At 68.1% G+C, this 24,039-nt stretch carries 21 protein-coding genes and 1 tRNA gene; 13 read left to right on the forward strand and 9 right to left on the reverse strand.

Annotated features, from left to right (window positions below):
- Positions 1 to 551 precede the first annotated feature (551 nt).
- Together gltB and ACSIH6_RS18460 are read left to right on the forward strand one after the other, a co-directional pair.
- A complete protein-coding gene (gltB, locus tag ACSIH6_RS18455) occupies positions 552 to 5,108 on the forward strand; it encodes a glutamate synthase large subunit (RefSeq protein ID WP_435109543.1) in 4,557 nt (1,518 codons plus the stop codon).
- 19 nt (positions 5,109 to 5,127) lie between these two features.
- Positions 5,128 to 6,582, forward strand: a complete 1,455-nt coding sequence (locus ACSIH6_RS18460) for a glutamate synthase subunit beta (RefSeq protein ID WP_435109544.1) — start codon at positions 5,128 to 5,130, stop codon at positions 6,580 to 6,582.
- Between the two features lie 131 nt (positions 6,583 to 6,713).
- Here ACSIH6_RS18460 and ACSIH6_RS18465 read toward each other — a convergent pair whose 3' ends face one another.
- The 6 genes from ACSIH6_RS18465 to ACSIH6_RS18490 all read right to left on the reverse strand — a co-directional run bounded on the left by ACSIH6_RS18465 (position 6,714) and on the right by ACSIH6_RS18490 (position 10,578).
- Positions 6,714 to 7,286: a GNAT family N-acetyltransferase gene (locus tag ACSIH6_RS18465; protein WP_435109545.1), complete on the reverse strand. Its 573-nt coding sequence runs from the start codon at positions 7,284 to 7,286 to the stop codon at positions 6,714 to 6,716.
- Positions 7,283 to 7,996: a lasso peptide biosynthesis B2 protein gene (locus tag ACSIH6_RS18470; RefSeq protein WP_435109546.1), complete on the reverse strand. Its 714-nt coding sequence runs from the start codon at positions 7,994 to 7,996 to the stop codon at positions 7,283 to 7,285. Before ACSIH6_RS18470 ends, ACSIH6_RS18465 begins: the two co-directional genes overlap by 4 nt.
- Entirely contained in the window at positions 7,993 to 9,615 is a 1,623-nt protein-coding gene (locus ACSIH6_RS18475) for an albusnodin/ikarugamycin family macrolactam cyclase (protein WP_435109547.1), read from the reverse strand. The genes ACSIH6_RS18470 and ACSIH6_RS18475 overlap by 4 nt, the downstream gene beginning before the upstream one ends.
- Positions 9,616 to 9,670: 55 nt before the next feature.
- Positions 9,671 to 9,784, reverse strand: a complete 114-nt coding sequence (locus tag ACSIH6_RS18480) for an albusnodin family lasso peptide (protein ID WP_435109548.1) — start codon at positions 9,782 to 9,784, stop codon at positions 9,671 to 9,673.
- A 187-nt stretch (positions 9,785 to 9,971) separates the two neighbouring features.
- Positions 9,972 to 10,178, reverse strand: coding sequence for a hypothetical protein (locus tag ACSIH6_RS18485; protein WP_435109549.1), 207 nt, complete (start codon positions 10,176 to 10,178; stop codon positions 9,972 to 9,974).
- 4 nt (positions 10,179 to 10,182) lie between these two features.
- Entirely contained in the window at positions 10,183 to 10,578 is a 396-nt protein-coding gene (locus ACSIH6_RS18490; protein ID WP_435109550.1) for an ATP-binding protein, read from the reverse strand.
- Between the two features lie 283 nt (positions 10,579 to 10,861).
- Between ACSIH6_RS18490 and ACSIH6_RS18495 the strand changes: the two genes are divergently transcribed.
- From ACSIH6_RS18495 to pyk, 6 genes are all read left to right on the forward strand, one after another.
- Entirely contained in the window at positions 10,862 to 11,719 is an 858-nt protein-coding gene (locus tag ACSIH6_RS18495; RefSeq protein ID WP_435109551.1) for a helix-turn-helix domain-containing protein, read from the forward strand.
- Positions 11,716 to 12,024 carry a DUF397 domain-containing protein gene (locus ACSIH6_RS18500; RefSeq protein ID WP_435109552.1) on the forward strand — a complete coding sequence of 103 codons (309 nt, stop codon included), beginning with the start codon at positions 11,716 to 11,718 and terminating at the stop codon, positions 12,022 to 12,024. The genes ACSIH6_RS18495 and ACSIH6_RS18500 overlap by 4 nt, the downstream gene beginning before the upstream one ends.
- A gap of 376 nt (positions 12,025 to 12,400) precedes the next feature.
- Positions 12,401 to 12,988 carry a hypothetical protein gene (locus ACSIH6_RS18505; RefSeq protein WP_435109553.1) on the forward strand — a complete coding sequence of 196 codons (588 nt, stop codon included), beginning with the start codon at positions 12,401 to 12,403 and terminating at the stop codon, positions 12,986 to 12,988.
- A gap of 263 nt (positions 12,989 to 13,251) precedes the next feature.
- Positions 13,252 to 13,635 carry a DUF2784 domain-containing protein gene (locus ACSIH6_RS18510; RefSeq protein WP_435109554.1) on the forward strand — a complete coding sequence of 128 codons (384 nt, stop codon included), beginning with the start codon at positions 13,252 to 13,254 and terminating at the stop codon, positions 13,633 to 13,635.
- A gap of 74 nt (positions 13,636 to 13,709) precedes the next feature.
- Positions 13,710 to 14,609 carry a prenyltransferase gene (locus ACSIH6_RS18515; RefSeq protein WP_435109574.1) on the forward strand — a complete coding sequence of 300 codons (900 nt, stop codon included), beginning with the start codon at positions 13,710 to 13,712 and terminating at the stop codon, positions 14,607 to 14,609.
- A gap of 239 nt (positions 14,610 to 14,848) precedes the next feature.
- Positions 14,849 to 16,282 carry a pyruvate kinase gene (pyk, locus tag ACSIH6_RS18520; protein ID WP_435109555.1) on the forward strand — a complete coding sequence of 478 codons (1,434 nt, stop codon included), beginning with the start codon at positions 14,849 to 14,851 and terminating at the stop codon, positions 16,280 to 16,282.
- Positions 16,283 to 16,412: 130 nt separating this feature from the next.
- Here pyk and ACSIH6_RS18525 read toward each other — a convergent pair whose 3' ends face one another.
- The 3 genes from ACSIH6_RS18525 to ACSIH6_RS18535 form a co-directional block, all read right to left on the reverse strand.
- Positions 16,413 to 17,393, reverse strand: a complete 981-nt coding sequence (locus tag ACSIH6_RS18525; RefSeq protein WP_435109575.1) for a DUF1266 domain-containing protein — start codon at positions 17,391 to 17,393, stop codon at positions 16,413 to 16,415.
- 209 nt (positions 17,394 to 17,602) lie between these two features.
- Positions 17,603 to 18,403, reverse strand: a complete 801-nt coding sequence (locus ACSIH6_RS18530; RefSeq protein ID WP_435109556.1) for a helix-turn-helix domain-containing protein — start codon at positions 18,401 to 18,403, stop codon at positions 17,603 to 17,605.
- 110 nt (positions 18,404 to 18,513) lie between these two features.
- Positions 18,514 to 18,587: transfer RNA gene (locus ACSIH6_RS18535), tRNA-Leu, on the reverse strand.
- A gap of 163 nt (positions 18,588 to 18,750) precedes the next feature.
- On the opposite strand from ACSIH6_RS18535, the gene ACSIH6_RS18540 reads away from it, so the two are divergent.
- From ACSIH6_RS18540 to ACSIH6_RS18560, 5 genes are all read left to right on the forward strand, one after another.
- On the forward strand, positions 18,751 to 19,323 hold the full coding sequence (locus ACSIH6_RS18540) for an ANTAR domain-containing response regulator (protein ID WP_435109576.1): 573 nt from the start codon (positions 18,751 to 18,753) through the stop codon (positions 19,321 to 19,323).
- Positions 19,324 to 19,726: 403 nt separating this feature from the next.
- The gene (locus ACSIH6_RS18545) at positions 19,727 to 21,280 is read left to right on the forward strand and encodes a branched-chain amino acid ABC transporter permease (RefSeq protein WP_435109557.1); all 1,554 of its coding nucleotides are present in this window, start codon (positions 19,727 to 19,729) and stop codon (positions 21,278 to 21,280) included.
- 11 nt (positions 21,281 to 21,291) lie between these two features.
- Complete coding sequence (locus ACSIH6_RS18550) at positions 21,292 to 22,281, forward strand: branched-chain amino acid ABC transporter permease (protein WP_150253248.1); 990 nt, start codon at positions 21,292 to 21,294, stop codon at positions 22,279 to 22,281.
- The gene (locus tag ACSIH6_RS18555; RefSeq protein WP_435109558.1) at positions 22,271 to 23,149 is read left to right on the forward strand and encodes an ABC transporter ATP-binding protein; all 879 of its coding nucleotides are present in this window, start codon (positions 22,271 to 22,273) and stop codon (positions 23,147 to 23,149) included. The genes ACSIH6_RS18550 and ACSIH6_RS18555 overlap by 11 nt, the downstream gene beginning before the upstream one ends.
- Positions 23,142 to 24,011 (forward strand): ABC transporter ATP-binding protein, encoded by an 870-nt coding sequence (locus ACSIH6_RS18560; RefSeq protein WP_435109559.1) that lies wholly within the window; start codon positions 23,142 to 23,144, stop codon positions 24,009 to 24,011. Before ACSIH6_RS18555 ends, ACSIH6_RS18560 begins: the two co-directional genes overlap by 8 nt.
- The last annotated feature ends 28 nt before the right edge of the window (positions 24,012 to 24,039 follow it).

Here is a 24,039-nt window from a genome sequence, read left to right on the forward strand (position 1 = left end):
CACCGCCACGCAGGTCAGCGGCACCGGCCGGTGAGGGGCATATCACTAGGGGACCCGCCCCCCACCCTCTTGGGGACGGGGTTAACACCGGGGTAATGTGGGGCCGCGGCGCGTCGCGCCCGCATACCCGAAGTGGCGTACCCGACCTCCCAGGTCGGTGTTTCGGCCCCTTTGGGAGGTTTAGCGGGGTTCCCTCGTGGAAAAACCCGCTAGGCCAGCCCACACCGGGAACCCTCCCGGAAGGGACCGTGCCCGAGCCCGCACACACGGGTACGGCAGGGGGCCACCGGCGCACCGCGGCGCCACATGGTCTAGACCTGCGATTGGCGTCGCGGCTGGACCGGCATGTATAAGGGAACCTGCCCGTCACGGGCGACCCCGCCCGCCACCGGCGACCACGAGGACGTGGACGCACGACGGAGGCGGCCACGGAGCCCACAGGACGGTCACCGCCGCACCACGCGGCGACACAACTTCATCCGCACGCAGCAGGGCCAACGTCGTCCCGGATGCGCTTTTCACGAAGCCGACGCAAGACGACAGGAGGGTAGATGCCTGCTGGCCAGGTGCGGCGTTCGTCCGTCCGAACGAACCCCGAGACCACTTCCCAGGGCCTGTACGACCCCGCTTTCGAGCACGACGCCTGCGGTGTGGGCTTCGTCGCCGACCTCACTGGACGTCGCAGCCACTCCATTGTCGAGAAGGCGCTCACCGTACTCCGCAACCTCGACCACCGCGGAGCCTCCGGTGCCGACCCCGACGACGGCGACGGCGCGGGCATCCTCACCCAGATCCCGCACGAGCTCTACACCGAAGTCTGCGACTTCACCCTGCCCGAGGCCGGCGCCTACGCCACCGGCATCGGGTTCCTGCCCGCCGACGCCGCCGAGCGCGCCGCCGCCGTGGAGCGCATCAACGCCATCGTCGCCGAGGAGGGCCTGACCCTGCTCGGCTGGCGCGAACTGCCCTTCGAGCCCCAGTACAGCGGCCCCGCAGCCCGCCAGGCCATGCCCTACTTCGGGCAGCTCTTCATCACGGGCACCCCCGGAACCGCCACCGAGGGCCTCACCGGCATCGATCTGGAGCGCCACGCCTACTGCGTACGCAAGCGCGCCGAGCACGAGAGCGACGTCTACTTCCCGAGCCTGTCCCCGCGCACCATCGCCTACAAGGGCATGCTCACCACCCCGCAGCTGGAGCCGTTCTTCCCCGACCTGTCCGACCGGCGCTACGCCTCCGGCCTGGCCCTGGTCCACTCCCGCTTCTCCACCAACACGTTCCCGTCCTGGCCGCTCGCCCACCCGTTCCGCTACGTCGCGCACAACGGCGAGATCAACACCGTCAAGGGCAACCGGAACATGATGCGGGCGCGCGAGGCCAAGCTCGCCAGCGACCTCATCCCCGGCCGTCTCGACCGGATCTTCCCGATCGTCGACCCCGACGACTCCGACACCGCCTCCTTCGACGACGCCCTGGAACTGCTCCACCTGGGCGGACGCTCCCTGCCGCACGCGGTGCTCATGATGATCCCCGAGCCCTGGGAGAACCACACCGAGATGGACCCGGCCGTCCGGGCCTTCTACGAGTACCACTCCACCCTCATGGAGCCCTGGGACGGCCCCGCCTCGGTGTCCTTCACCGACGGCACCGTCGTCGGCGCGGTCCTGGACCGCAACGGCCTGCGCCCCGGCCGCTACTGGGTCACCGAGGACGGCCTCGTCGTCCTCGCCAGCGAGGCCGGAGTCCTGGACATCGACCCCGCCACCGTCGTGCGCAAGGGACGCCTCCAGCCCGGCCGCATCTTCGTCGTCGACACCGCCCAGGGGCGCATCGTCGAGGACGAGGAGATCAAGGCCGAACTCGCCGCGCAGCACCCCTACCAGGAGTGGATCGACACCGGCGTCCTGCGCCTGGCCGACCTGCCCGACGCCCCGCCCGTCCCGGTCACCGAACTCCAGCGCGCCCAGCAGGTCTTCGGCTACACCGAGGAGGAGCTGCGCGTCATCCTCACCCCGATGGCCCGCACCGGCGCCGAACCCATCGGCTCCATGGGCACCGACACTCCGGTGGCCGCGCTCTCCGAGCGCTCCCGCCAGCTCTTCGACTACTTCTCGCAGAACTTCGCCCAGGTCACCAACCCGCCCCTGGACGCCATCCGCGAGGAGATGGTCACCAGCCTGGCCACCCTCCTGGGCGCCGAGCACAACATCCTCGACGCCGCACCGGGAAGCACCCAGCGCCTCGTCCTGCCCACCCCGGTCGTCGACCAGGCCGAACTGGCCGCCATCGTCGCCGCCGGACAGGGCAACCCGGCCCTGAAGAGCTTCACCGTCGACGGCACCTACCCCGTCGACGGCGGCGGCGACGCGCTCTCCGCCCGCCTGGAGCAGATCAACACCGAGGTCTCCGCCGCCATCGCCGACGGAGCCCACATCCTCGTGCTCAGCGACCGCGGCGCCGACGAGGGCCGCGCGCCCATCCCGTCGCTGCTGCTCACCGGATCGGTCCACCACCACCTCGTCCGTGAGAAGACCCGCACCGAGGTCGGCCTCCTCATCGAGGCCGCCGACGTGCGCGAATGCCACCACGTCGCCCTGCTCATCGGCTACGGCGCCTCCGCGGTCAACCCCTACCTGGCGCTGGCCACCGTCCGCGACCTCGTCGAGCACGGCACCATCGGCGGCGTCGACGCCGACCAGGCCGTCCGCAACACCGTCAAGGCCTTCGGCAAGGGCGTCCTGAAGGTCATGTCCAAGATCGGCGTGTCCACGGTCAGCTCCTACACCGGAGCCCAGATCTTCGAGGCCCTGGGCCTGGGCGCCGAGGTCATCGACCGCTGCTTCACCGGCACCACCTCCCGCCTGGGCGGCGTCGGCTTCGACGTCCTCGCCGAGGAGGTCGCCATCCGCCACCGCCGCGCCCACACCGCCAACCCCAACGCCCACCGGCGACTGGAGGTCGGCGGCGAGTACCAGTGGCGCCGCGAGGGCGAACCGCACCTGTTCAGCCCCGAGACCGTCTTCAAACTCCAGCACTCCACCCGCACCCGCAAGTACGAGATCTTCAAGGAGTACACCTCCCAGATCGACGACCAGTCCGAGAAGCTCATGACCCTGCGCGGTCTCCTGCGCTTCAAGGACGGCGTGCGCGAGCCCGTGCCCGTCGACGAGGTCGAACCCGTCTCGGAGATCGTCCGGCGCTTCTCCACCGGAGCCATGTCCTACGGCTCCATCTCCGCCGAGGCCCACCAGACCCTCGCCATCGCGATGAACCGCCTCGGCGGCAAGTCCAACACCGGCGAGGGCGGCGAGGACCCCGACCGCTTCACCCCCGACGCCAACGGGGACCTGCGGCGCAGCTCCATCAAGCAGGTCGCCTCCGGCCGCTTCGGCGTCACCTCGCACTACCTCAGCAACGCCGACGACATCCAGATCAAGATGGCCCAGGGCGCCAAGCCCGGCGAGGGCGGCCAGCTGCCCGGCCACAAGGTCTACCCGTGGGTCGCCCGGACCCGCCACTCCACCCCCGGCGTCGGGCTCATCTCCCCGCCGCCCCACCACGACATCTACTCCATCGAGGACCTCGCCCAGCTCATCCACGACCTCAAGAACGCCAACCCCTCCGCCCGGGTCCACGTCAAACTGGTCTCCGAGGCGGGCGTGGGCACCGTCGCCGCCGGCGTGTCCAAGGCACACGCCGACGTCGTCCTCATCTCCGGCCACGACGGAGGCACCGGCGCCTCGCCGCTGACCTCCCTCAAGCACGCGGGCACCCCCTGGGAGCTCGGCCTCGCCGAGACCCAGCAGACCCTGCTGCTCAACGGCCTGCGCGACCGCATCGTCGTCCAGGCCGACGGCCAGATGAAGACCGGCCGCGACGTCGTCATCGCCGCCCTGCTCGGCGCCGAGGAGTACGGTTTCGCCACCGCACCCCTCGTCGTCTCCGGCTGCGTCATGATGCGCGTGTGCCACCTGGACACCTGCCCCGTCGGCGTCGCCACCCAGAACCCGCTCCTGCGCGAGCGCTTCTCCGGCAAGGCCGAGTACGTCGTCAACTTCTTCGAGTTCATCGCCCAGGAGGTCCGCGAGTACCTCGCCCAGCTCGGCTTCCGCAGCCTGGACGAGGCCATCGGCTCCATCGACCTGCTCGACACCGCCGACGCCGTCACCCACTGGAAGGCCCAGGGCCTGGACCTGTCGCCCATCCTGTACGAGGTCGAGCCCCGCGCGGGCGACCACCGCGTCCAGCAGCGCCTCCAGGACCACGGCCTGGAGAAGGCCCTGGACAACACCCTCATCCAGCTCAGCGAGGGCGCCCTGGACTTCGGCCAGCCCGTACGCCTCGAACTGCCCGTACGCAACGTCAACCGCACCGTCGGCACCATGCTCGGACACGAGGTCACCAAGCGCCACGGCGCCGACGGCCTCCCCGACGACACCATCGACGTCTCCTTCACCGGATCCGCGGGCCAGTCCTTCGGCGCCTTCGTGCCCAAGGGCGTCACCCTGCGCCTGTCCGGCGACGCCAACGACTACGTCGGCAAGGGCCTGTCCGGCGGACGCGTCATCGTCCGCCCCGACAACGCCTCCCAGCTGGTCGCCGAGGACCACATCATCGCCGGCAACGTCATCGGCTACGGCGCCACCTCCGGAGAGATCCTCCTGCGCGGCGTCGTCGGCGAACGCTTCTGCGTCCGCAACTCCGGCGCCCTCGCCGTCGTCGAGGGCATCGGCGACCACGGCTGCGAGTACATGACCGGCGGCCGCGCCGTCGTCCTCGGCCGCACCGGCCGCAACTTCGCGGCCGGTATGTCCGGAGGCGTCGCCTACGTCCTGGACCTGGACCGCGAACGCGTCAACACCGAGATGGTCGAGATCGAGGCCCTCACCGACGAGGACCGCGCGTTCCTCACCGACGTCCTCACCCGCCACCGCGCCGAGACCGGATCGGCCGTCGCCGACCGGATCCTCACCGACGGCGGGAGCGGGCTCGACCGCATCGCCAAGATCATGCCCCGCGACTACAAGCGCGTCCTGCTCGCCCAGGCCGAGGCCGAACGCGAGGGCCGCGACGTCAACGAGGCCGTCATGGCCTCCGCACAGTCCTGACACGAGAGGAGGAAGGCACATGGCCGACCCCAAGGGCTTCCTGAAGACCACCGAGCGAGAGCTCCCCAAGCACCGACCCGTCGACGTGCGCATCCAGGACTGGCGCGAGGTCTACGAGGACTTCGACCGGGGAACCGTCACCAAGCAGGCCTCACGCTGCATGGACTGCGGCATCCCCTTCTGCCACAACGGCTGCCCGCTCGGCAACCTCATCCCCGAGTGGAACCACCTCGTCCACACCCACGACTGGGCCGAGGCGATCGAACGCCTGCACGCCACCAACAACTTCCCGGAGTTCACCGGCAGGCTCTGCCCCGCCCCGTGCGAGTCCGCGTGCGTGCTCGGCATCAACCAGCCCGCCGTCACCATCAAGAACGTCGAGGTCTCCATCATCGACCGCGCGTGGGAGGAGGGCTGGGTCAAGCCCCTGCCCCCCACCACCCGCACCGGCAAGAAGGTCGCCGTCGTCGGCTCCGGCCCCGCCGGACTCGCCGCCGCCCAACAGCTCACCCGCGCCGGACACGACGTCACCGTCTACGAGCGCGCCGACCGCGTCGGCGGCCTCCTGCGCTACGGCATCCCCGAGTTCAAGATGGAGAAGCGGCACATCGACCGCCGCCTCGCCCAGATGAGCGCCGAGGGCACCACCTTCCGCGCCGGAGTCGACGTCGGCGTCGACATCACCGCCGAGCAGCTGCGCGCCGAACACGACGCCGTCGTCATCAGCGGCGGCGCCACCGCCTGGCGCGACCTGCCCGCCAAGGGCCGCGAACTCGGCGGCATCCACCAGGCCATGGAGTACCTGCCCCTGGCCAACCGGGTGCAGGAGGGCGACTACGACACGCCCGCCATCAGCGCCCAGGGCAAGCACGTCGTCGTCATCGGCGGCGGCGACACCGGCGCCGACTGCGTCGGCACCGCCCACCGCCAGGGCGCCGCGTCGGTCACCCAGCTGGAGATCATGCCCAAGCCGCCCGCCACGCGGCCCGACAACCAGCCCTGGCCGACCATGCCCATGCTCTACAAGGTCACCAGCGCCCACGAGGAGGGCGGCAAGCGGGTCTACGCCGTCAACACCGTCGAGTTCCTCGGCGACGACAACGGCCAGGTCCGCGCCCTCAAGCTCGTCGAGGTCAAGCGCACCGACAAGGGCTTCGAACCCGTCGAGGGCACCGAGCGCGAGATCCCCGCCGAACTCGTCACGCTCGCCATGGGCTTCGTCGGCCCCCAGAAGGAGGGCCTGATCGACCAGCTCGGCGTGGAGCTGGACGGACGCGGCAACGTCGTCCGCGACGCCGACTACCGCACCACCGTCGACGGTGTCTTCTGCGCCGGGGACATGGGCCGCGGCCAGTCGCTCATCGTCTGGGCCATCGCCGAGGGCCGCTCCGCCGCCGCCGGAGTGGACCGCTACCTCACCGACGACAGCGCACTGCCGGTCACCATCCCGCCGACCGCGCGACCGCTGGTCTAGCCACAACCAGGCACACACACGCGCCGGGCGCGGAGGACGACCTCCGCACCCGGCGCGTCGTTTGCCGCCAAGAGCTTCACTCACCTGGTCCAGCAGGCCCTTCGCCCGCGGCTACCGTGGCACAGGGGTGGTCAACGGAACATCTGCTTGACCCGAGAAGGCCCCTCGAACTCCTCGGGGACGGCGTCCATCAGCACTTCGTTGACCCGCTGCCCGAGCCACTGACCCGAGCGGCGTCGCACTCCCTGCCGTGTGAATCCCGCTTTCTCGTAGGCGCGGATCGCACCCGTGTTCGGCTCGATGACGGACAGGTGAACGCACTCCAGGCTGGTGACGTGGAAGGCGTAGTCCAGTACGAGCTTCGTCGCCTCAGTACCGACGCCCTTGCCCCGAGCCTCGCCCATAGCGACGATGTACTCGCCCGTACTCTGAGACGGCATGGTGATCAGCTGCGCCAACCCGACGGGGCGGGGTTCTTCGCCTGTCAGGTCGTAGATGGTGAAGCGGATCTCGCGGTCCGAAGCGCGGTCGTAGCCCTCGATGAGGATCAGTCGGGTCGTCTCGATGGGCTGAGGAGTCTTCCGGTTGTAGCCCACGATGGTGGGGATCTGTTGCTCCCATCGCCAGTACTCCTGCTCCAGGTCCGCGCGCAGTGGTCCGATACCGGCCTTCTCACCGCGTAGCCAGATCACGGGGTCGCTCACGTGTTCTCCTTCGTGGGTAGTTCCAGCAAGACAGCGCATTTTCGGGTGCTGTCCGGCTCTGCGACAGGTTCGCCTTCGGCTTCGATCCAGGCATGCAGGAGAATGGGATCTGCCATGACGCCGTGACACCAACGTCCCCGGCGTCCGATCAGCGCGAGGGCCAGCGTCGCTGCCACAGATTCTTCCAAGCAGGCTGTCCGGACGGGCGAGAACGTACCAAGACGACGCACGGCATGGATAGCATGCTCGGCCTGCTGACGTGTTGCAGGTTTCCGTGACCACCGCGAAGCGTGGTCCACGAGGCGCACCATGCGCCTCATGCGCTTTCGACGGCTCCCTGCTACTGCGGTCGTCAGCGTCAGGATGAGCCCGATGGCGCCCGTTACGTGGGCGCGTGGGGGAACACGGGGATGAGAAGCGAACCCCATGGGCAACTCATGGGTACCCCAGTTTGGCTCCCAGGACTTCCCGAACACGAGAGGCCAAGGGCGCTCTGAGCCGGTGCCATGCTCCACCACCCCTTTGTCGAGAAGGCGGGGCACCACGGGCGTTGACTCCTCGGCCCTGCCCGTTTGCGCGGCCTTGACCCACCACTCCCGTGAGGGACCGGTGAGAACCTGCACGGCCCCGGATCGGTAGGACACCAGGACAATCGCTGGTCCGAGATCGCAGGCTCGGACATCGGTTGGCACACACACGTTGGCGGTCATGGACGCCGCCCCCAGCGCAGGATGGGAGCGCTGCGAACGGCGCGCAGCCAGGCTTCGGTTTCAATCACAGGCCGTACCAGCGACATGTCACCCACCCCGGCCGCCACGTAGTGCATGCGCTTCCGGATCTCGGCAGGGTCGATCAACCCCGCGCCGGACAGGTGGCCATCAATGAAACCCGTCAGTGTCGGCAAGGCTTGCCGCAGCCCGCCGTAGTGGTCGCTGCTGGCATCGCCCTTGGTCGTTCGTTGAGCGAGCCGTGCGGGAAACAGGTCGCGCATCGCTTCGACCAGGATCGGCTTGTAGCGGGTAGGACCGGGCAAGTCGGATTCGGGGATGGACAGATAGGTGTCGATGACCTGAGCGTCGAAGTAGGGGTTGTGCAGACGGACTCCGAAGCCGTGAGCGATCTCGACGTCAGCCCGTGCGGTGCGCGCGGCGATCATCCTGCTCTGGATTACGGCGTGATGGGTAGGGCTGTCCAAGTCGAACGGCGTGTGCACCTGAGGGACGGAGCGCACGGTGCTCAGCGCACGCCAGATCGAAGTGCGTCGTATGTGCGCCCATCGGGCGGCTTCCCCAAGCCCCAGACGGAAGTTCCCACGTCGCAGCACACGTGCGATGTGGCCGGGCGGGGTGAGCAGGAGCCCGTCACCACCGTCACCGGTCATGTGCATATCCGAGCCCTGTTCGGCGAGCCAGACCATCTGACCGGAGAAGTAGGCGTAGGAGGCGGTGGAGGGCGCTGGTTCGTCTGTGGCCGGAACCAGATCGAGACCCCGGTAGGGCAGGTGTTCCTTGCTAAGCGGCATCCATGCGTGCCGCAACCCCCGGTCGGGAACGGCCTCACGGGCATAGTCGAGGTCGCCGCCTTGGTACACCCCTTCGGGGTGCAGGGTGACACCGAGGATGTACTCGTCCTTACGTGCGAGACGTTCAGCCGCGACGAGTCCCAGAGCCGTGGAGTCGAAACCTCCGGAGAAGTCCGTGGTCGGCCGACGTGAGGAATCCACACGCACGGCCACGGCACCTTCCAACGCCGCGCGAAGACGTTGCCCATGGTTGTGGTCGGTTCCCTCGGTGACGGAGGGCCGCCAGAGCGGACGCTGGTCCACGTTCCGGGCCGACAGCCGCACTTTGTGGCCGAAGGCGACCGGTCCCACGTGAGTGAAGTAGGTGCCTTCGACTCGTCTCCCAGCGAGGGCGTCCGCCACGTGATCGAGATTGATGTCGGGATCGCCGTCAAGCGAGGCGAGCAACCGGGCGCTGGAACCCCAGACGAGGTGGCCGTGTGCTGTGTGCCGTGTGTAGAGAGGTGTGGCGCCCAGGTCGGTCCACAGTGTCACCCCGCCGGGCGTGATCTCGGCGGCGATGTAGCTCCCCGGCCACCGCCACGCCACGTCATCAGGAACACCGTGAGCGATCGCCCTGCGGACCTGGTACTCATCCGCGCCGCAGGTTCCCATCACCACCAAGCCGCTGCCTCGTTCGGAGTAGGGAACGACGAGGGGAGTGCCTTGGTAGGTCGGGCTTGTCCACACGGAGGGAAGGCCCGCGAGGGGTTCGGCTTTCGCGGGTCGAATGCGCATTCGGGGGTCGGTGGTGCCTCCGAACCACATACCGGTCCTTTCCTTGGAGTGGGGGTGCCCGCCCAGCGGACGGGCACCCGAACGGCTAGTTGTAGGGCTGACGCTTGGCCTCGCTGCGGGCAGAGCCCTCGCCGAGCGTCAGGTCGGCGGCGTCGCCCAGATCGATGACCAAGTCATCGACCTCAGTGATCAGGGGCATCGTGTTCTCGTCCATCTGTGTTGTCCTCTCTTCGGACGGGGCCGACGCCCGTGGTCGGGAGCCGGGGACCGCACACCCTTCGGTGCACGGAACTTGTGAACCGCACTGATCGAACGGCCTGTCTGGAAGGCCCGGCGGTACGAGGCGAGCTGAGGGAAGGCGCTCTCTTACCGCACCGCCGCGCCGGTCAGTGGGATGTGTGCTGCTGGAGGAGGGCGTAGAGCTGGTTCGGGTCGGGATGGGAGAGCATGAGGGGGGTGGCTCCGCCGCGCCGGAAGGCCCAGAAAACGCGGGACGCCGGGCCCCAGAACACCAACCAGCGGGAACCGACAACCCGCTGGAGTCCGGCGGCGGTCCGGTAGCGGCGCTCGTCGTCCTCGACCCTCCACGCCACGCGGTCACCGGTCCGTGGAGCGATCGAGTTCGAACCACACCGTGGTCCGCTCCGACTCGTGGACGACGCCCCAGCGCGAGGCGAACTCGTCCACCAGACGGAGTCCGAAACCACCGTCCTCGCCCTCCCCGGACTCGACGTCCACGGAGCGGATGTGCGGAAGCGTCCCCGCACGGGGTCCCTGATCGGTGAGCTTGACCTGTGTGGTGCGCGGGCTCTTGCTGACCACCACCAGCACTTCACCGCCGGGCTCTCCACTGCGGCTGTGCCGCAGGGTGTTCGCGAACAGTTCCGTCGTCATCAGGTCGATGTCCACGGCCGCCTCCCTGGAACGACCCGAGTGTGCGCGGACGAAGCGGCGAACGACCCAGACCAGGTCCGGCAGGCCAGCGACGGCCATGGCGACACCGAGCGGTAGAGAGGAACCCGCGGCGACGATCGGCCGCCGGAGACTCGTGTCGGTGACACGGCGTGGTGGAGGTGAAAAGGCCTCAACCGTGTCCGTATGGTCCTTCACCCGCAACTCGATCACCCTGCCCACACAGATCACCCCTGGATCGCCTGTCTCACCCGGCAACGCTTGGTGACGCTCGGTCACTAAAGACAGGATGCACGTAAGTTGGATCACATGCAAGGGGTTCTATGAAACCTGTCATTTGAAGTAGTGGGTGTACAGTTCACCCATGGGCAAGCACATCCCCACCGTGCGTACACGACGACTCACCAGCGAGCTGCGCAGACTCCGGGAGCGGGCCGGTCTCAAGTGGGAGACCGTCTATGAGGAAATGGGCTGGTCGGAGTCCAAGATGTACCGAATCGAGAACGACAAGAGCCGCGTCCTCCCCCGCGACGTCAAGCGGCTGATGAAGCTCTACGGCGTGGATGACGAGGAGTTTGACGCGCTTATGGAGCTGGCACGCAAGGCCACCGAGAAGGGCTGGTGGCACGAGTACGGCGAAGCGCTGCCCTCGTGGTTCCAGTTCTACGTCGGGCTGGAGGACGCCGCGAGCGGACTGCGCGAATACGCTATGTCTCTGGTCCCAGGCCCGTTTCAGACCGAGGCGTACATGCGCGCGATCCTGTCAACCGCACCGGCAACGGACAACGATGACGGGATTGAGCGGCAAGTGGAGGTCAGGCTCGCGCGGCAGGCGCGCGTCACAGCTGAGGAGGATCCGCTCGGCCTGTGGGTGATCCTTGATGAGGCGGTCATCCGTCGCCTGGTCGGTGGACGGAACATCATGAGAGCCCAGCTCCAGCACCTCATCGACCTCGGGCAGCGCCGCAACATCACCCTCCAGATTCTTCCCTTCGGTGCTGGCGAGCATGCTTCCATGCTCGGAGCCTTCGTCATCCTCGACTTCCCAGGGCAGGGCGACCCAGACGTCGTGTACCAGGAATCCCAGACGGGAAGCCTCTACGTGGAGAAGCCTGCACAGGTCAAAAGGTATAGCCTGATGTTCGACCACCTGCGCGAAAAGGCGCTCAGCGGCTCGGAGTCCCAGCGGATGCTGGAGCAGGTGGTGAACGACCTGAAGTGATCAACGAGAACGCACAGGAGTCCCAGATGGACCTGTCCCGTGCCCAGTGGCGCAAGAGCCGCAGAAGCGGCAACAACGGCGGACACTGCGTCGAGGTGACCACGCTCCCGGGCCGAGACGTGACCGTGGCGAACAAGAGCAGCGAGGGAGAGGTCTTCGTCGTACGCGACTCGAAGAACCCCGAGCGGGCTCCGCTGGTCTTCACCCGCGCCGAGTGGGATGCCTTCGTCGCGGGCGTGAAGGACGGCGAGTTCGACAGCGAGACGCTGCTCGCCGCGCTGAACGGAGTGGTGACGGTCGGCTGAGCCGATCATCGCGGTCACTGTCCCGGGGACATCCCTGTGTCGTTGACGTTCTCTCCCGCCTCATCGGACCCCCAAGGGACAGCCTTGGGGGTCCGACGCTTTCCGGAGGTGCAAAACAATCAATCCGGGCAAGAGGAATACTTTGGGCGGGGTCAGTAAATACGGCTGACCCCTTTTTCATGTGTCATGAGCTGGGAAGACGCGTCACCAGCGAGCTTTTTTCGACTGTTTCTGCGAAAGCCTCGTCCAGGCCGTTCAGCTGTGCTCTACTCTGGCTGCGAACACAACTGAACCCGACACAATGACCCCGCGACGGATACAACCGTCCGGGGCCGTGGCCAGCAACTACGTACCTTCAAGAACAGGACTTGCCAGCGTGCTCTACTTTAGCGCTGCGCTTCTCAGCCGTGCCCTCGGCCCGCTGATCGCGCTCTTCTCCTCCCCGTGCGGACGCCACTCCACCGTGGCCGGTCGTCGCCGCCGCTCCACCCGCGTCCGTCGCTACGCACCCGCACCCGCACCCGCGCCTGCGGCCGCACCCCGCGTGCGGGTTCCCGAGCTGGCTCCGCCCAGCGAGACCATCCCGGCTGAAGCCGTTGCCCTCGTGCGGCCCTACTACGCCGCCCACGAACGCCTGCGCGCATCCGCGAACCCGGCTCCCACGAACCCGGCTCCCGCACCCCGAGCAGCCGCACCCCGTAGCGCCGCCTCCCACAGCGGCGAAACCGTTGAGGTCCTGCGCGGGCTCGACCGCGCCAAGACAGGTGCCGCCGTCCTGTACCAGCAGCGGAGGAACATCCCCAGCGGTGACCTGCTCGGCGAACCCGCGCCCCAGTTCGGTGCCGCGCGCCCTACCAGTCCCACCAGCCCCACCAAGCCCGCCCGGTACGCCGAGTGGGGCGAACTGGCCTCCGTGACCCGCCTCTGGATCGAGCAGCGGCAGAGTCAGGGGGCGCTGGCATGAGCAACCTTCTCTACTGGGAACCCCGCGTCTACCAGAGCGGTCTGGCCGACCTGTCCACCACCCGAGGCTCTCGCGGCCCGCCCCGACCGCCGGGGCCGGACGAGGCCCCGGACACGACCGAGGCCCCGCGTGCCACGCGAGGAGCCATCCGGGTTTCCACCAGAAGAATCCACAACCGCCAACACCCCCTGGCCCCGCCGAGAAGCGGCGCCGATACTGGAAACCAGGAGGACCCACCACACAGCACAGCCAGGAGGCGGACGATGACCTACCGACTCATCGCCGACACCGCCATGGTCGTGCACCTGGCCTTCCTCGCCTACCTCGCCCTCGGCGGATTCCTCGCCTGGAAGTGGCCCCGCACCCTCTGGATCCACCTCGGCTGCGCCCTCTACGGACTCGCCATCACCCTCATCGGCTGGCCCTGCCCCCTCACCCACGTCGAGAACTGGGCCCGCCGACGCGCCGGACAACAAGGACTCCCCCCGGAAGGCTTCATCGACCACTACCTCACCGGCATCGTCTACCCCGCCGAACACCTGCTCACCGCACAGCTCGCCGTCGCCCTCGCCGTCCTCGCCTCCTGGGCCGGACTCCTCGTCCTCACCCGAAGACGCAGACGCAACACCACCCCGGACCGCGCGTAAAAATCGCGAATGGATTGACCCACCGACCATTTCCCCGTCCCAGACACGGACGTACCGTCGAAGACATGACCGTTGTGACCTGGGAATCCCTTCGCGCCGCAGAACACTTCACCATGCGAAACGCCCGGCTCATCGACCGGCTCCGCTTCGCCCACCTCTTCCAGAGCGGACCCACCGAACCCATCCGCTCAGCACTCTCCGCCTACCGCAACCTCGACGGCGGCTACGGCAACGGACTCGACCCCGACCTGCGCGGACACACCAGCCAACCCGCCGCCACCGAACTCGCCCTGCGCTACCTCGACGACCTCGGCCGCATCCCCACCAGCCTCGGCACCGGCATCTGCCGTTACCTCGTCACCGTCACCAACCCCGACGGCGGTCTGCCCTGCGTACGACCCAGCGTCCGCCACACCGAATCCGCCCCCTGGTGGCGACAGCACCACGACTTCACCAGCGACCTCGGCCTCACCGCACTCCTGGCCGGATACCTCCACAAACACAACATCAGCCACACCTGGCGCGACAACGCCACCGCCTACTGCTGGAAACGCATCGACGCCCTGCACTGGACCGACCCACACCAGGCCATCGGCATCTGCACCTTCCTCCAGCACGCCCCCGACCGCGACCGCGCCCTACGCGCCACCAGCCGACTCCACCCCATGATCCGCGCCGTCATCGACACCGACCCCAAACCCAACCCGCGCCGACACGCCCACACCGCACTCGACCTCGCCACCCACCCAGACCACATCGCCCGACCCCTGTTCACCGACGCCGAGATCCAACGCAACCTCGACTTCTTCGAACAGACCCAACGACCCGACGGCGGCTGGGACGCCACCTGGCAGCACTGGGACACCGCCGCCACCCTCGAACGCGAAGGCATACGCACCGTCCAACGCCTGCGCATCCTGTGCGCCTACGGCCGGGTCCAGGGCTCCCTCCCACCCCGCCGCCGCGACGGCTGACACACCGAACCCGGCCCACGCCGGGCCCACCAAGGCCGGGTCCCCCGCGCCTCAGCGTCCCCTCCGCGACCCGGCACAACCCCACAACCCCCCACCCACCAGCCAAAGCCCACAACCCCACCCACCGCAGCGAACCCTCACCCAGGGTGCCCGCCGTTCGACTTCCCGCAGCCCCACATACGTCCATTCGCAACCTGGTTTAGACCACTCCATCCTCCAGACGCTCTAGAGTGTTATGCGTGACACGTCGAGCAAAAATCGTCGCGACCCTCGGTCCCGCCACCTCGAGCCCGGAAGTCCTCCGCAGGCTCGTCGAAGCCGGACTGGACGTCGCCCGACTCAACCTCAGCCACGGAACCCACGACGACCACAGGGCCAACCTCGCCAACCTGCGAGGCGCCGCTGAGGCCGCACAACGAGCAGTCGGCGTCCTCGCCGACCTCCAAGGACCCAAGATCCGCGTCGGCACCTTCGCCGACGGCCCCGTCGACCTCAACGTCGGCGACGAGTTCACCATCACCACCGACGACGTCCCCGGAGACGCCAACCGCGTCTCCACCACCTACAAGGGACTCCCCGCGGACGTCCGCCCCGGCGACCGCGTCCTCATCGACGACGGCCGCATCGCGCTGGAGTGCACCAAGACCACCAGCACCGACGTCCACACCCGCGTCATCGTCGGCGGCACCGTCTCCAACCACAAGGGACTCAACCTCCCCGGCGTCTCCGTCAGCGTCCCCGCACTCACCGAGAAGGACGAGGCGGACCTGCGCTGGGCCCTCCACCAGGGCGTCGACATGGTCGCCCTCTCCTTCGTCCGCAGCCCAGCGGACGCCGAGGAGTGCCACCGCATCATGGACGAGGAGGGCATCACCGTCCCCCTCATCGCCAAGGTCGAGAAGCCCCAGGCCGTCGAACGGCTCCAGGACATCATCGAGGTCTTCGACGGAGTCATGGTCGCCCGCGGCGACCTCGGCGTCGAACTCCCCCTCGAAAACGTCCCCATGGTGCAAAAACGCGCCGTCGAACGCTGCCGCGACAAGGCCAAACCGGTCATCGTCGCCACCCAGATGCTCGAATCCATGATCGGATCACCCCGGCCCACCCGCGCCGAGGCCTCCGACGTCGCCAACGCCGTCCTCGACGGCGCCGACGCCGTCATGCTCTCCGGAGAGACCAGCGTCGGCAAGTACCCCGTCGAGACCGTCGAGACCATGGCCCGCATCGTCAGCGCCGCCGAGCAGGAGTCCCTGCGCGCCTCGCACATCCTCAACCGGGTGCCCGAGACCACCGGCGGAGCCATCGCCCGCGCCGCCGCCGAGATCGGCGCCACCGTCGGAGCCAAGGCCCTGGTCGCCTTCACCATGTCCGGTGAGACCGCCCGACGCCTGGCCCGCTACCGCTCGCCCATCCCGCTGATGGCCTTCACCACCGAGGAGACCACCCGCGGCGTGCTCTCCCTCACCTGGGGAGTCGAGAGCAACCTCGTGCCCTGGGTCGACAACACCGACGACATGGTCCGCCAGGTGGAGGCCGAACTCCTCCAGTTCGGCGACTACCACAAGGGCGACAAGATCGTCATCGTCGCGGGCAGCCCGCCCGGAACCACCGGTTCCACCAACTCCCTGCGCGTCCACCGCCTCGGCGACGCCGTCGCCCTCGCGGCGCGGTAGGGAGAACCCGGGCGCCCCACACACAGGGCGCCCCCGACGTGCCGCATCAGGTCCGGCCCGGAGGACACGGCGTATGAGCCGCGCCGCCCACCGGGTCAGGACCAGGTGCGGCCCCGACGCTGAGCCGCCCTCAGGCCGCCGACTCCCCGCGCGGCTCCGGCCCGGTAGCCGCCGCGCCGCCCTCGGGCAGCACACGCTCCAACGGCATGTCCCACGGCAACAGGTTCCACGGACTGCGCTCGTCCTCCGTCAGCAGACCCAGCGCCGCCCACACCCGGTCCGTCCCGCCGTGGTCGCCCTCCACACCCTTCTCCGGCCACAACAGGTAACCCGCGTGGAAGGCCATCGACAGCTGCTGCCACGACGCGTACCGCCGCTGGAGGTCCGAGGCCACCCGACGCAACAGCGTCTGCGTCTCCACCGGACTCAGCCAATCCAACGACGCGCCCCCGCACACCAGCCGGATCACGTGCACCGACTTCCACCACTGGTAGGCCCCGATGAGCACCGTCTCGTCCGCCTCGGCCACCCCCGTGACCGCGCGCAACCGCGCCACCTGCTCCTCACCCAGCCGCACGTGCGCCCCCGTCACCTGCCCACCCCGCTCACGCGGCAGACGCGACCTGGCCACCCCCGCACTCAGATCCACCACCAGGTCCAGCTTGGGACCCGCGCGCAGCTCCTCCAACAGGGCGTCCACCGCCTCCAACAGCGACTCGCGGTCGGTCACCCCCCACTGGCGCTCCAGCATCCGCTGGTAGGGACGGCGCAGCGACGGCCGGGCGACCACGTCCCACGGCTCGGCCAGCGCCACCCGGAACGGCGCCGCCACGGCAGCCGCCCAGCGCTCGGTGCTCAACGGCGCGTCGGGGTCCTTGGTGCGCAGGGCGGGGGACTCGCGCGAGCCCACCACCAGCTCAGCGAAGGAACCGACGACCAGCGCCACGACGGGCACGAAGGCCCAGCCCGGCTGGCCGATTGCCACAAGAAGGACGATGAGCAGCGCGACAGGGGTCAGCAGCCACGGCTGGCGGCGCTGGGAACCCCACGCCACCACCACCCAGGCGCCGATAACCAGTGCGCCGACGATCCCGGCCACCGCGGTCAGCACCCGCTGCTCCTCTCCTGAGAACTCGCTTCCGGTCTTCAAGGATCATGGACGCGCGCCCGCGGAGACGACCGAACCCACGGGTTGTACTCAGGTTGTGGCCGTGATGTGACCGGTTCCGCCAGGATGCCCCGGCATAAAGTGACAAAGGGCCTATTTGGGGCGGTACCGGCTGGGTAGTTACGCAGGTTCTGGCCCGTCTGTCCGGTCCCTCAGTACTTGGGCCCGACGAAGGCGTCCATGCGCGCCACAGCGTCCTTCCGCGACACCGAGACGACGATCTTGTCCCGCCTCGGCGGACGCGGACTGGTGTGGCGCTTCCACGGAATGTCGAGGCGGTCGAGTACGTCGGTGAGCAGGCCGGTGATGTCCTCGGAGACATTGACGAACTGGTAGCGGGGGTACTCGTAGTACTTCCATTCATCACCGACCCGCCTGCGGACCCTGTTGGTGATCCGGCATCCGTCGGAATGGATCAGGCCTCGGACGAAAGATTCGGGGTGCGTGTCGACGATCCTCTGTTGCCAGGGCTCCAGGACGATGGGCCGCTCGTGCTTCTTACCCGATCCGTGCTGTGGGAACAGGCACGGCCAGTGCTTCCAGTCGCTGTAGACCTCGGTGCATCCAACGCAGCTGACCCGGCCCACCGAGTGCCCGGGGAGCACCTCCGCCATGGTGTTCTCGCACTCCTGGATGAGGCCGGGCCAGGAGTCGCCGCAGTAGACCCTCAGCCGCCACACGCCCCGGCTGCCGTCACCTGTCAGGTTGATGGCACCGTCGCCGAGGTACAGACCCAGGAGGTAACTGTAGGCGTCGGCTGCCCTGGGCGGCCGGGGGAGAGGTTCACAGCGGGGGCAGTCACCGTTGTCCCGGTACTTGTCGATCAGGGAGCGGTCCCGCGACCAGGCACGGAGGGTGGCCCGGTTGATGCCCATGCGACGGCTGACCTCGTCGTAGGAGATCCCGGAGTCCAGTAGGGATACCGCCAAACGGCGGACGTGAGATGCGTACATGACGTGCATGCTTGCTCACGCCTGTGACATTCCGTTGATGGGTTGACTACAGCGGGTTGGTATGTCCGAAATGAAAAAAGCCGCCCGCTTGGGGCGGCTCTGGGGTGTTGTGCCCTGAGTGGGATTCGAACCCACACTTTATGGTGTTTGAGACCATTTCCTCTACCGATTGGGATATCAGGGCTATTTCTGGGGCGAAACGGACATCCTGGCTGGTATCCATCGACCCGTCCGGCCAGCGTGCTCCGCCAACAGTGGTATCACGATTGACGCGCATGCCCGTCCCGACGACCAGCATCCTAGCTGATCTCGGTAACCTCGTGTACGTGACGAGGACGCAGAGCCGTGTGGTGATCGCGGAAGACGAGGCCCTGATCCGCCTGGACCTCAAGGAGATGCTCGAAGAGGACGGCTACGCCGTCGTGGGCGAGGCCGGTGACGGCGAGACCGTGATCCGTCTTGCCCAGGAGCTCAAACCCGACCTGGTGATCACCGACATCAAGATGCCCGTGCTCGACGGCCTCTCGGCCGCCGAGCGCATCGCCGCCGAGCGCATCGCCCCGGTGGTGATCCTGACCGCCTTCTCGCAGAGAGAGCTGGTCGAGCGGGCGCGCGAGGCCGGGGCCATGGCCTACCTGGTCAAGCCCTTCAACAAGGCCGACCTCGTGCCCGCCATCGAGATGGCCACCTCGCGCTACGCGGAGCTGTCCGCGCTGGAGTCGGAGGTCTCCAGCCTCCAGGAGCGGTTGGAGACCCGCAAATTGGTCGAACAGGCCAAGGGACTGCTCCAGAGCCGCCACGGGATGAGCGAGCCCGAGGCGTTCCGCTGGATCCAGAAGAACTCGATGGACCGGCGGCTCACCATGCGCAGGGTCGCCGAGACGGTCGTGGAGACCCTCGGGGGCGGCGGGAGTAAGTAGGACTTACGCGTCCGTGCCAGCCGGACTGAACTGATCTGAGTGGAGGGGCCGTACCCGACCGGGTGCGGCCCCTCCGTCGTCCCCGCCCACGACCTCTCCCTCCCGTTCCTCCTGCCTTCCACCGCTCGGCCCCTGTGATCACTCCGGTACGCCCGGTGCGGAGAAAGTGTGCAGATCAGGCACTTAACGGGACGGAAACGAGACAGATGTTCAGGGTCAACGCGTCATGCGTACCAGTTTGATCTCGTTTGCACACGATGGGATGACGGTTGGGTCACGTGGCATTAGCGCATCTGAACAACTGGCCTAAATCGGGCTAAACTCACCGCACCGAACAGCAAAGGACAGCGGTGGCGCATGCGCGCATTCGCCACCGCCACCCTCAGATGCGCAAGGAGCGCGCGTGCGCACACGTCTTGTGACCGTGTTGCTCGCCCTGATCACCGCCATCCTGGTGATCCCGGGGCCAGCGGCGACGGCAGACGAACAGGGCGGTGAAGCGCTGCACGGTCAGATCCTCCATCCGGAGAACCGGGACCAGGGTGTCGAAGGCATCATGATCACGGTCTACGACGGCGAGGACGAGGTCGGGGCGGCGGAGACCGACTCTGAAGGAATGTGGGAAGTGGGCCTGCCCGGACCGGGCACCTACCGCGTGGTGGTGGACCAGGAGTCCGTCCCCGAGGAGTTCGCGGTGATCGAGGCCCTCTTCGTCGACGGAGAGACCGAGGTGGAGGTCGAGGCGGACGACCGGCGGCCGCTGATCGTCGCCCTGGAGGCGGCGGGCGCGGCCGGGGAGGAGTCGGCCTCGCCCTCGCAGGAGGAGACCGAGGACTCCGGCGGGGAGGCGGCCGACGAGGAGTCGTTGGCGCCCAACACCGACGCTGGGGGCTCCTTCGCCGACCGGGCGATCCAGCTCACCGCTGCGGGTCTGCTGTTCGGCCTGGTCATCGCGGTCTCCGCGATCGGCCTGTCGCTGATCTTCGGCACCACGAAGCTGATCAACTTCGCCCACGGTGACCTGGTCACCTTCGGTGCGATGATCGCGCTGCTCTTCAGCACGGGTGCCGCGGGTATGGGCAACGCGCTGCTGGCGCTCTTCGTGGGTCTGGGCGCCGCGGTCCTGATCGGCGCCTTCCTGGAGGGCAGGCTGTCGCGGACGGCGCTGATCGTGGCGCAGTGGGTGTCGATCTTCGCGGGTATCGCGCTGGCGACGGTCCTCGGTGTGATGGGGGACGCGGTCGGCTGGAGCGTGCCCCTGTGGTTGGCCGCGGTGGTCGCGGTCCTCATGGGCGCGGTGCTGGGCGGGTCGATGGAGCGCTACATCTGGCGTCCGCTGCGGCACCGCAACGTGGCGATGATCCAGATGTTCATCGTCTCGATCGGTCTGGCGCTGGTCGTGCGCCACGTGATCCTGGTGCTCTTCGGGGCGGGCCGGGAGCGTTACGCGGGTTTCCAGCTCCAGGAGATGGTGCGTCTGGGGCCGGTGTCGATGCCGCCGCGCGACCTGGTGGTCATGGCGGTGGCGATCGTGGTGCTGGTGGGGGTGGCCTGTCTGTTGCAGTTCACCCGGATCGGCAAGGCGATGCGCGCGGTGTCCGACAACCGGGACCTGGCGGAGTCGTCGGGTATCGACGTGGACCGGGTCACGCTGTACGTGTGGGGGCTCGGTGGCGGTCTGGCCGCTCTGGGCGGTGTGCTCTACGGGCTCAACCAGGTGGTCGAGTACGAGATGGGCTTCCGTCTGCTGCTGATGATGTTCGCCGCGGTGATCCTCGGCGGTCTCGGCACGGCCTACGGTGCGATGGTCGGCGGCCTCGCGGTCGGCCTGGTGGCGATGTTGTCCACCCTGTGGTTCCCGTCCCAGCTCATGCAGGCATGGGCTCTGGCACTGATGATCCTCATGCTGCTGGTCAGGCCCCAGGGCCTGCTCGGTCGGCGTGAGCGGGTCGGCTAGGAGAGAAGACGATGGATATCCTTTCGATCCTCGCCGAGTCCACCCGATCGGCGCTCGGCCCGATCGCGGCGATCTACGCGCTCGCCGCGATCGGACTCAACTTCCACTTCGGTTACACCGGGCTGCTGAACTTCGGCCAGGTGGGGTTCATGCTGGTGGGCGCCTACGGCGTGGGCATCAGTGTGGCGGTGTTCGACCTGCCGTTGGTGGTGGGTTTCGGTGTGGGCCTGCTGTGTGCGTTCGTGATGGCCCTGTTGCTGGGTATCCCGACGCTGCGGTTGCGCTCGGACTATCTGGCGATCACGACGATCGCGGCGGCGGAGGTGATCCGTCTGGTGTACCGGGCGGGTTTCGCCGAGCCGCTGACCGGCGGTGTCTACGGGTTGCAGAACCTGGCGTCGGACTTTCGCGCGATCAACCCGTTCGACGGGGGTGAGCGCTACGGCTTCGGGGCGTTGTCCTACAACGGCAACCACCTGTGGGTCCTGGTGGTGACGTGGGGTCTGGTGCTGTTGATGGCCGGGCTGACGTGGATGCTGATGCACAGCCCGTGGGGGCGTGTCATCAAGGGCATCCGGGAGGACGAGGACGCGGTCCGCAGTCTGGGCAAGAACGTGTTCGCGTACAAGATGCAGGCGCTGGTGCTGGGCGGTCTGGTGGGTGCCCTGGCGGGGTGCATGCTGGCCGTGTACCAGGCGTCGATCCAGCCGGACCAGTTCAAGCCGCAGGTGACGTTCTTCCTGTGGGTGATCCTGCTGCTGGGCGGTGCGGGCCGGGTGTTCGGTCCGGTGTTGGGCGCGATGGTGTTCTGGTTCCTGATGAACTTCACCGACGGTGTGCTCCAGGGCTTCGGCTCGATGGGGTGGCTGCCGTTCCTGGACGGTCCGGACTACGGTGCGATCCAGCTGGCCTTCGTGGGGCTGTTGCTGGTGTTGTTGATCGTCTTCCGGCCGCAGGGTCTCATCGGCGACCGCAAGGAGATGCTGATCAATGTCAAGTGACAAGGTGGACGGCGGCGTCGGGTCCGGGGTCGACCGCGTGGCCGGTGCGGAGCCGGTGCCGGGTTCGGCGAAGCCGGATCCGATCCTGGTGGCGGACGGTGTGCGCCGTTCGTTCGGCGGTCTGACCGCGGTGGACGTGGGGCACCTGGAGGTGCAGCGGGGGACGATCACGGCGTTGATCGGTCCGAACGGCGCGGGTAAGTCGACGCTGTTCAACCTGTTGACCGGTTTCGACCGGGTGGACGGGGGGCGTTGGACCTTCCAGGGCAGGCCGATCAACGGCAGGCGCGGCCACCAGGTGGCGCGTGCGGGGATGGTGCGGACCTTCCAGCTGACCAAGGCGCTGACCCGGATGACGGTGTTGGACAACATGCTGCTGGGTGCGCAGGGGCAGTTCGGTGAGCGGATGGCGGGTGCGTTCCTGCGGCCGGTGTGGCGGGTGCAGGAGAGGGAGAACACGCGGCGCGCGCTGGACCTGTTGGAGCGTTTCAAGCTCATCGACAAGCGCGACGACATGGCGGGTTCGCTCTCGGGCGGTCAGCGCAAGCTGTTGGAGATGGCGCGTTCGCTGATGACCGATCCGACCATGATCATGCTGGACGAGCCGATGGCGGGGGTGAACCCGGCGTTGGTGCAGTCGTTGCTGGGGCACATCACGTCGTTGCGCGACGAGGGCAAGACGGTGCTCTTCGTGGAGCACGACATGGACGTGATCATGGGTATCAGCGACTGGATCGTGGTGCTCGCGCAGGGTCAGGTGATCGCGGAGGGCCGTCCTTCGGACATCCGGTCCAACCAGCAGGTGATCGACGCCTACCTGGGTGCCCAGGAGGAGACGGCCGAGGCCCCGGGGAGTGGTGATGACTGAGAGCGCGAAGCCGAGTCCGGAGAAGGTGACGAAGGTTTCGGACGAGGTCCCGGTGGAGGCCGGGGAGGCGGCCGCCGTGCAGGAGCACCGTGAGGAGGTCCTGGAGCACGCCGGTGGGGCGGTGCCGGTGGGTGGTCCGGAGGACTACCTGCTGTTGGCCAGGGAGCTGGTGGCGGGGTACGTGCCGGGGGTGAACATCCTCAACGGGTGCACCCTGACGCTGTCCGAGGGCGAGGTCGTGGCGATCATCGGCCCGAACGGGGCGGGTAAGTCCACGCTGATCAAGACGGTGTTCGGGTTGATCCCGGTGCGTGAGGGCGCTCTGACGCTGCGGGGGGCCGACATCGCGGGTCTGCCGGCGCACAGCCTGGTGGAGCGGGGGGTGGGTTACGTTCCGCAGACGCAGAACGTGTTCCCGTCGCTGACCATCGAGGAGAACCTCCAGATGGGGGCGTTCCTGCGGCCGCGGTCGTTCACGAAGCGGTTCGCGGCGGTGGCGGAGCTGTTCCCGCTGCTGGCGGACCGGCGCAGGGCCAAGGCGGGGTCGCTGTCGGGCGGTGAGCGCCAGATGGTGGCGATGGGGCGTGCGCTGATGATGGAGCCGTCGGTGCTGTTGTTGGACGAGCCGACCGCGGGTCTGTCGCCGATCTACCAGGAGGAGGTCTTCCAGCGGGTCAAGGAGGTCAACCGGACGGGTGTGTCGGTGGTCATGGTGGAGCAGAACGCGCGTCGCTGCCTCCAGATCTGTGACCGCGGCTACGTGTTGGACCAGGGGCGTAACGCCTACACCGGTACGGGTGCGGACCTGTTGAACGATCCCAACGTGATCGAGCTGTACCTGGGGACGCTGGCCAAGGGCTGAGGCGTCGGGGGAGGGGGCGGGGTCCGTG

The organism is Nocardiopsis synnemataformans (assembly GCF_965343085.1).
Lineage (GTDB): Bacteria > Actinomycetota > Actinomycetes > Streptosporangiales > Streptosporangiaceae > Nocardiopsis > Nocardiopsis alborubida.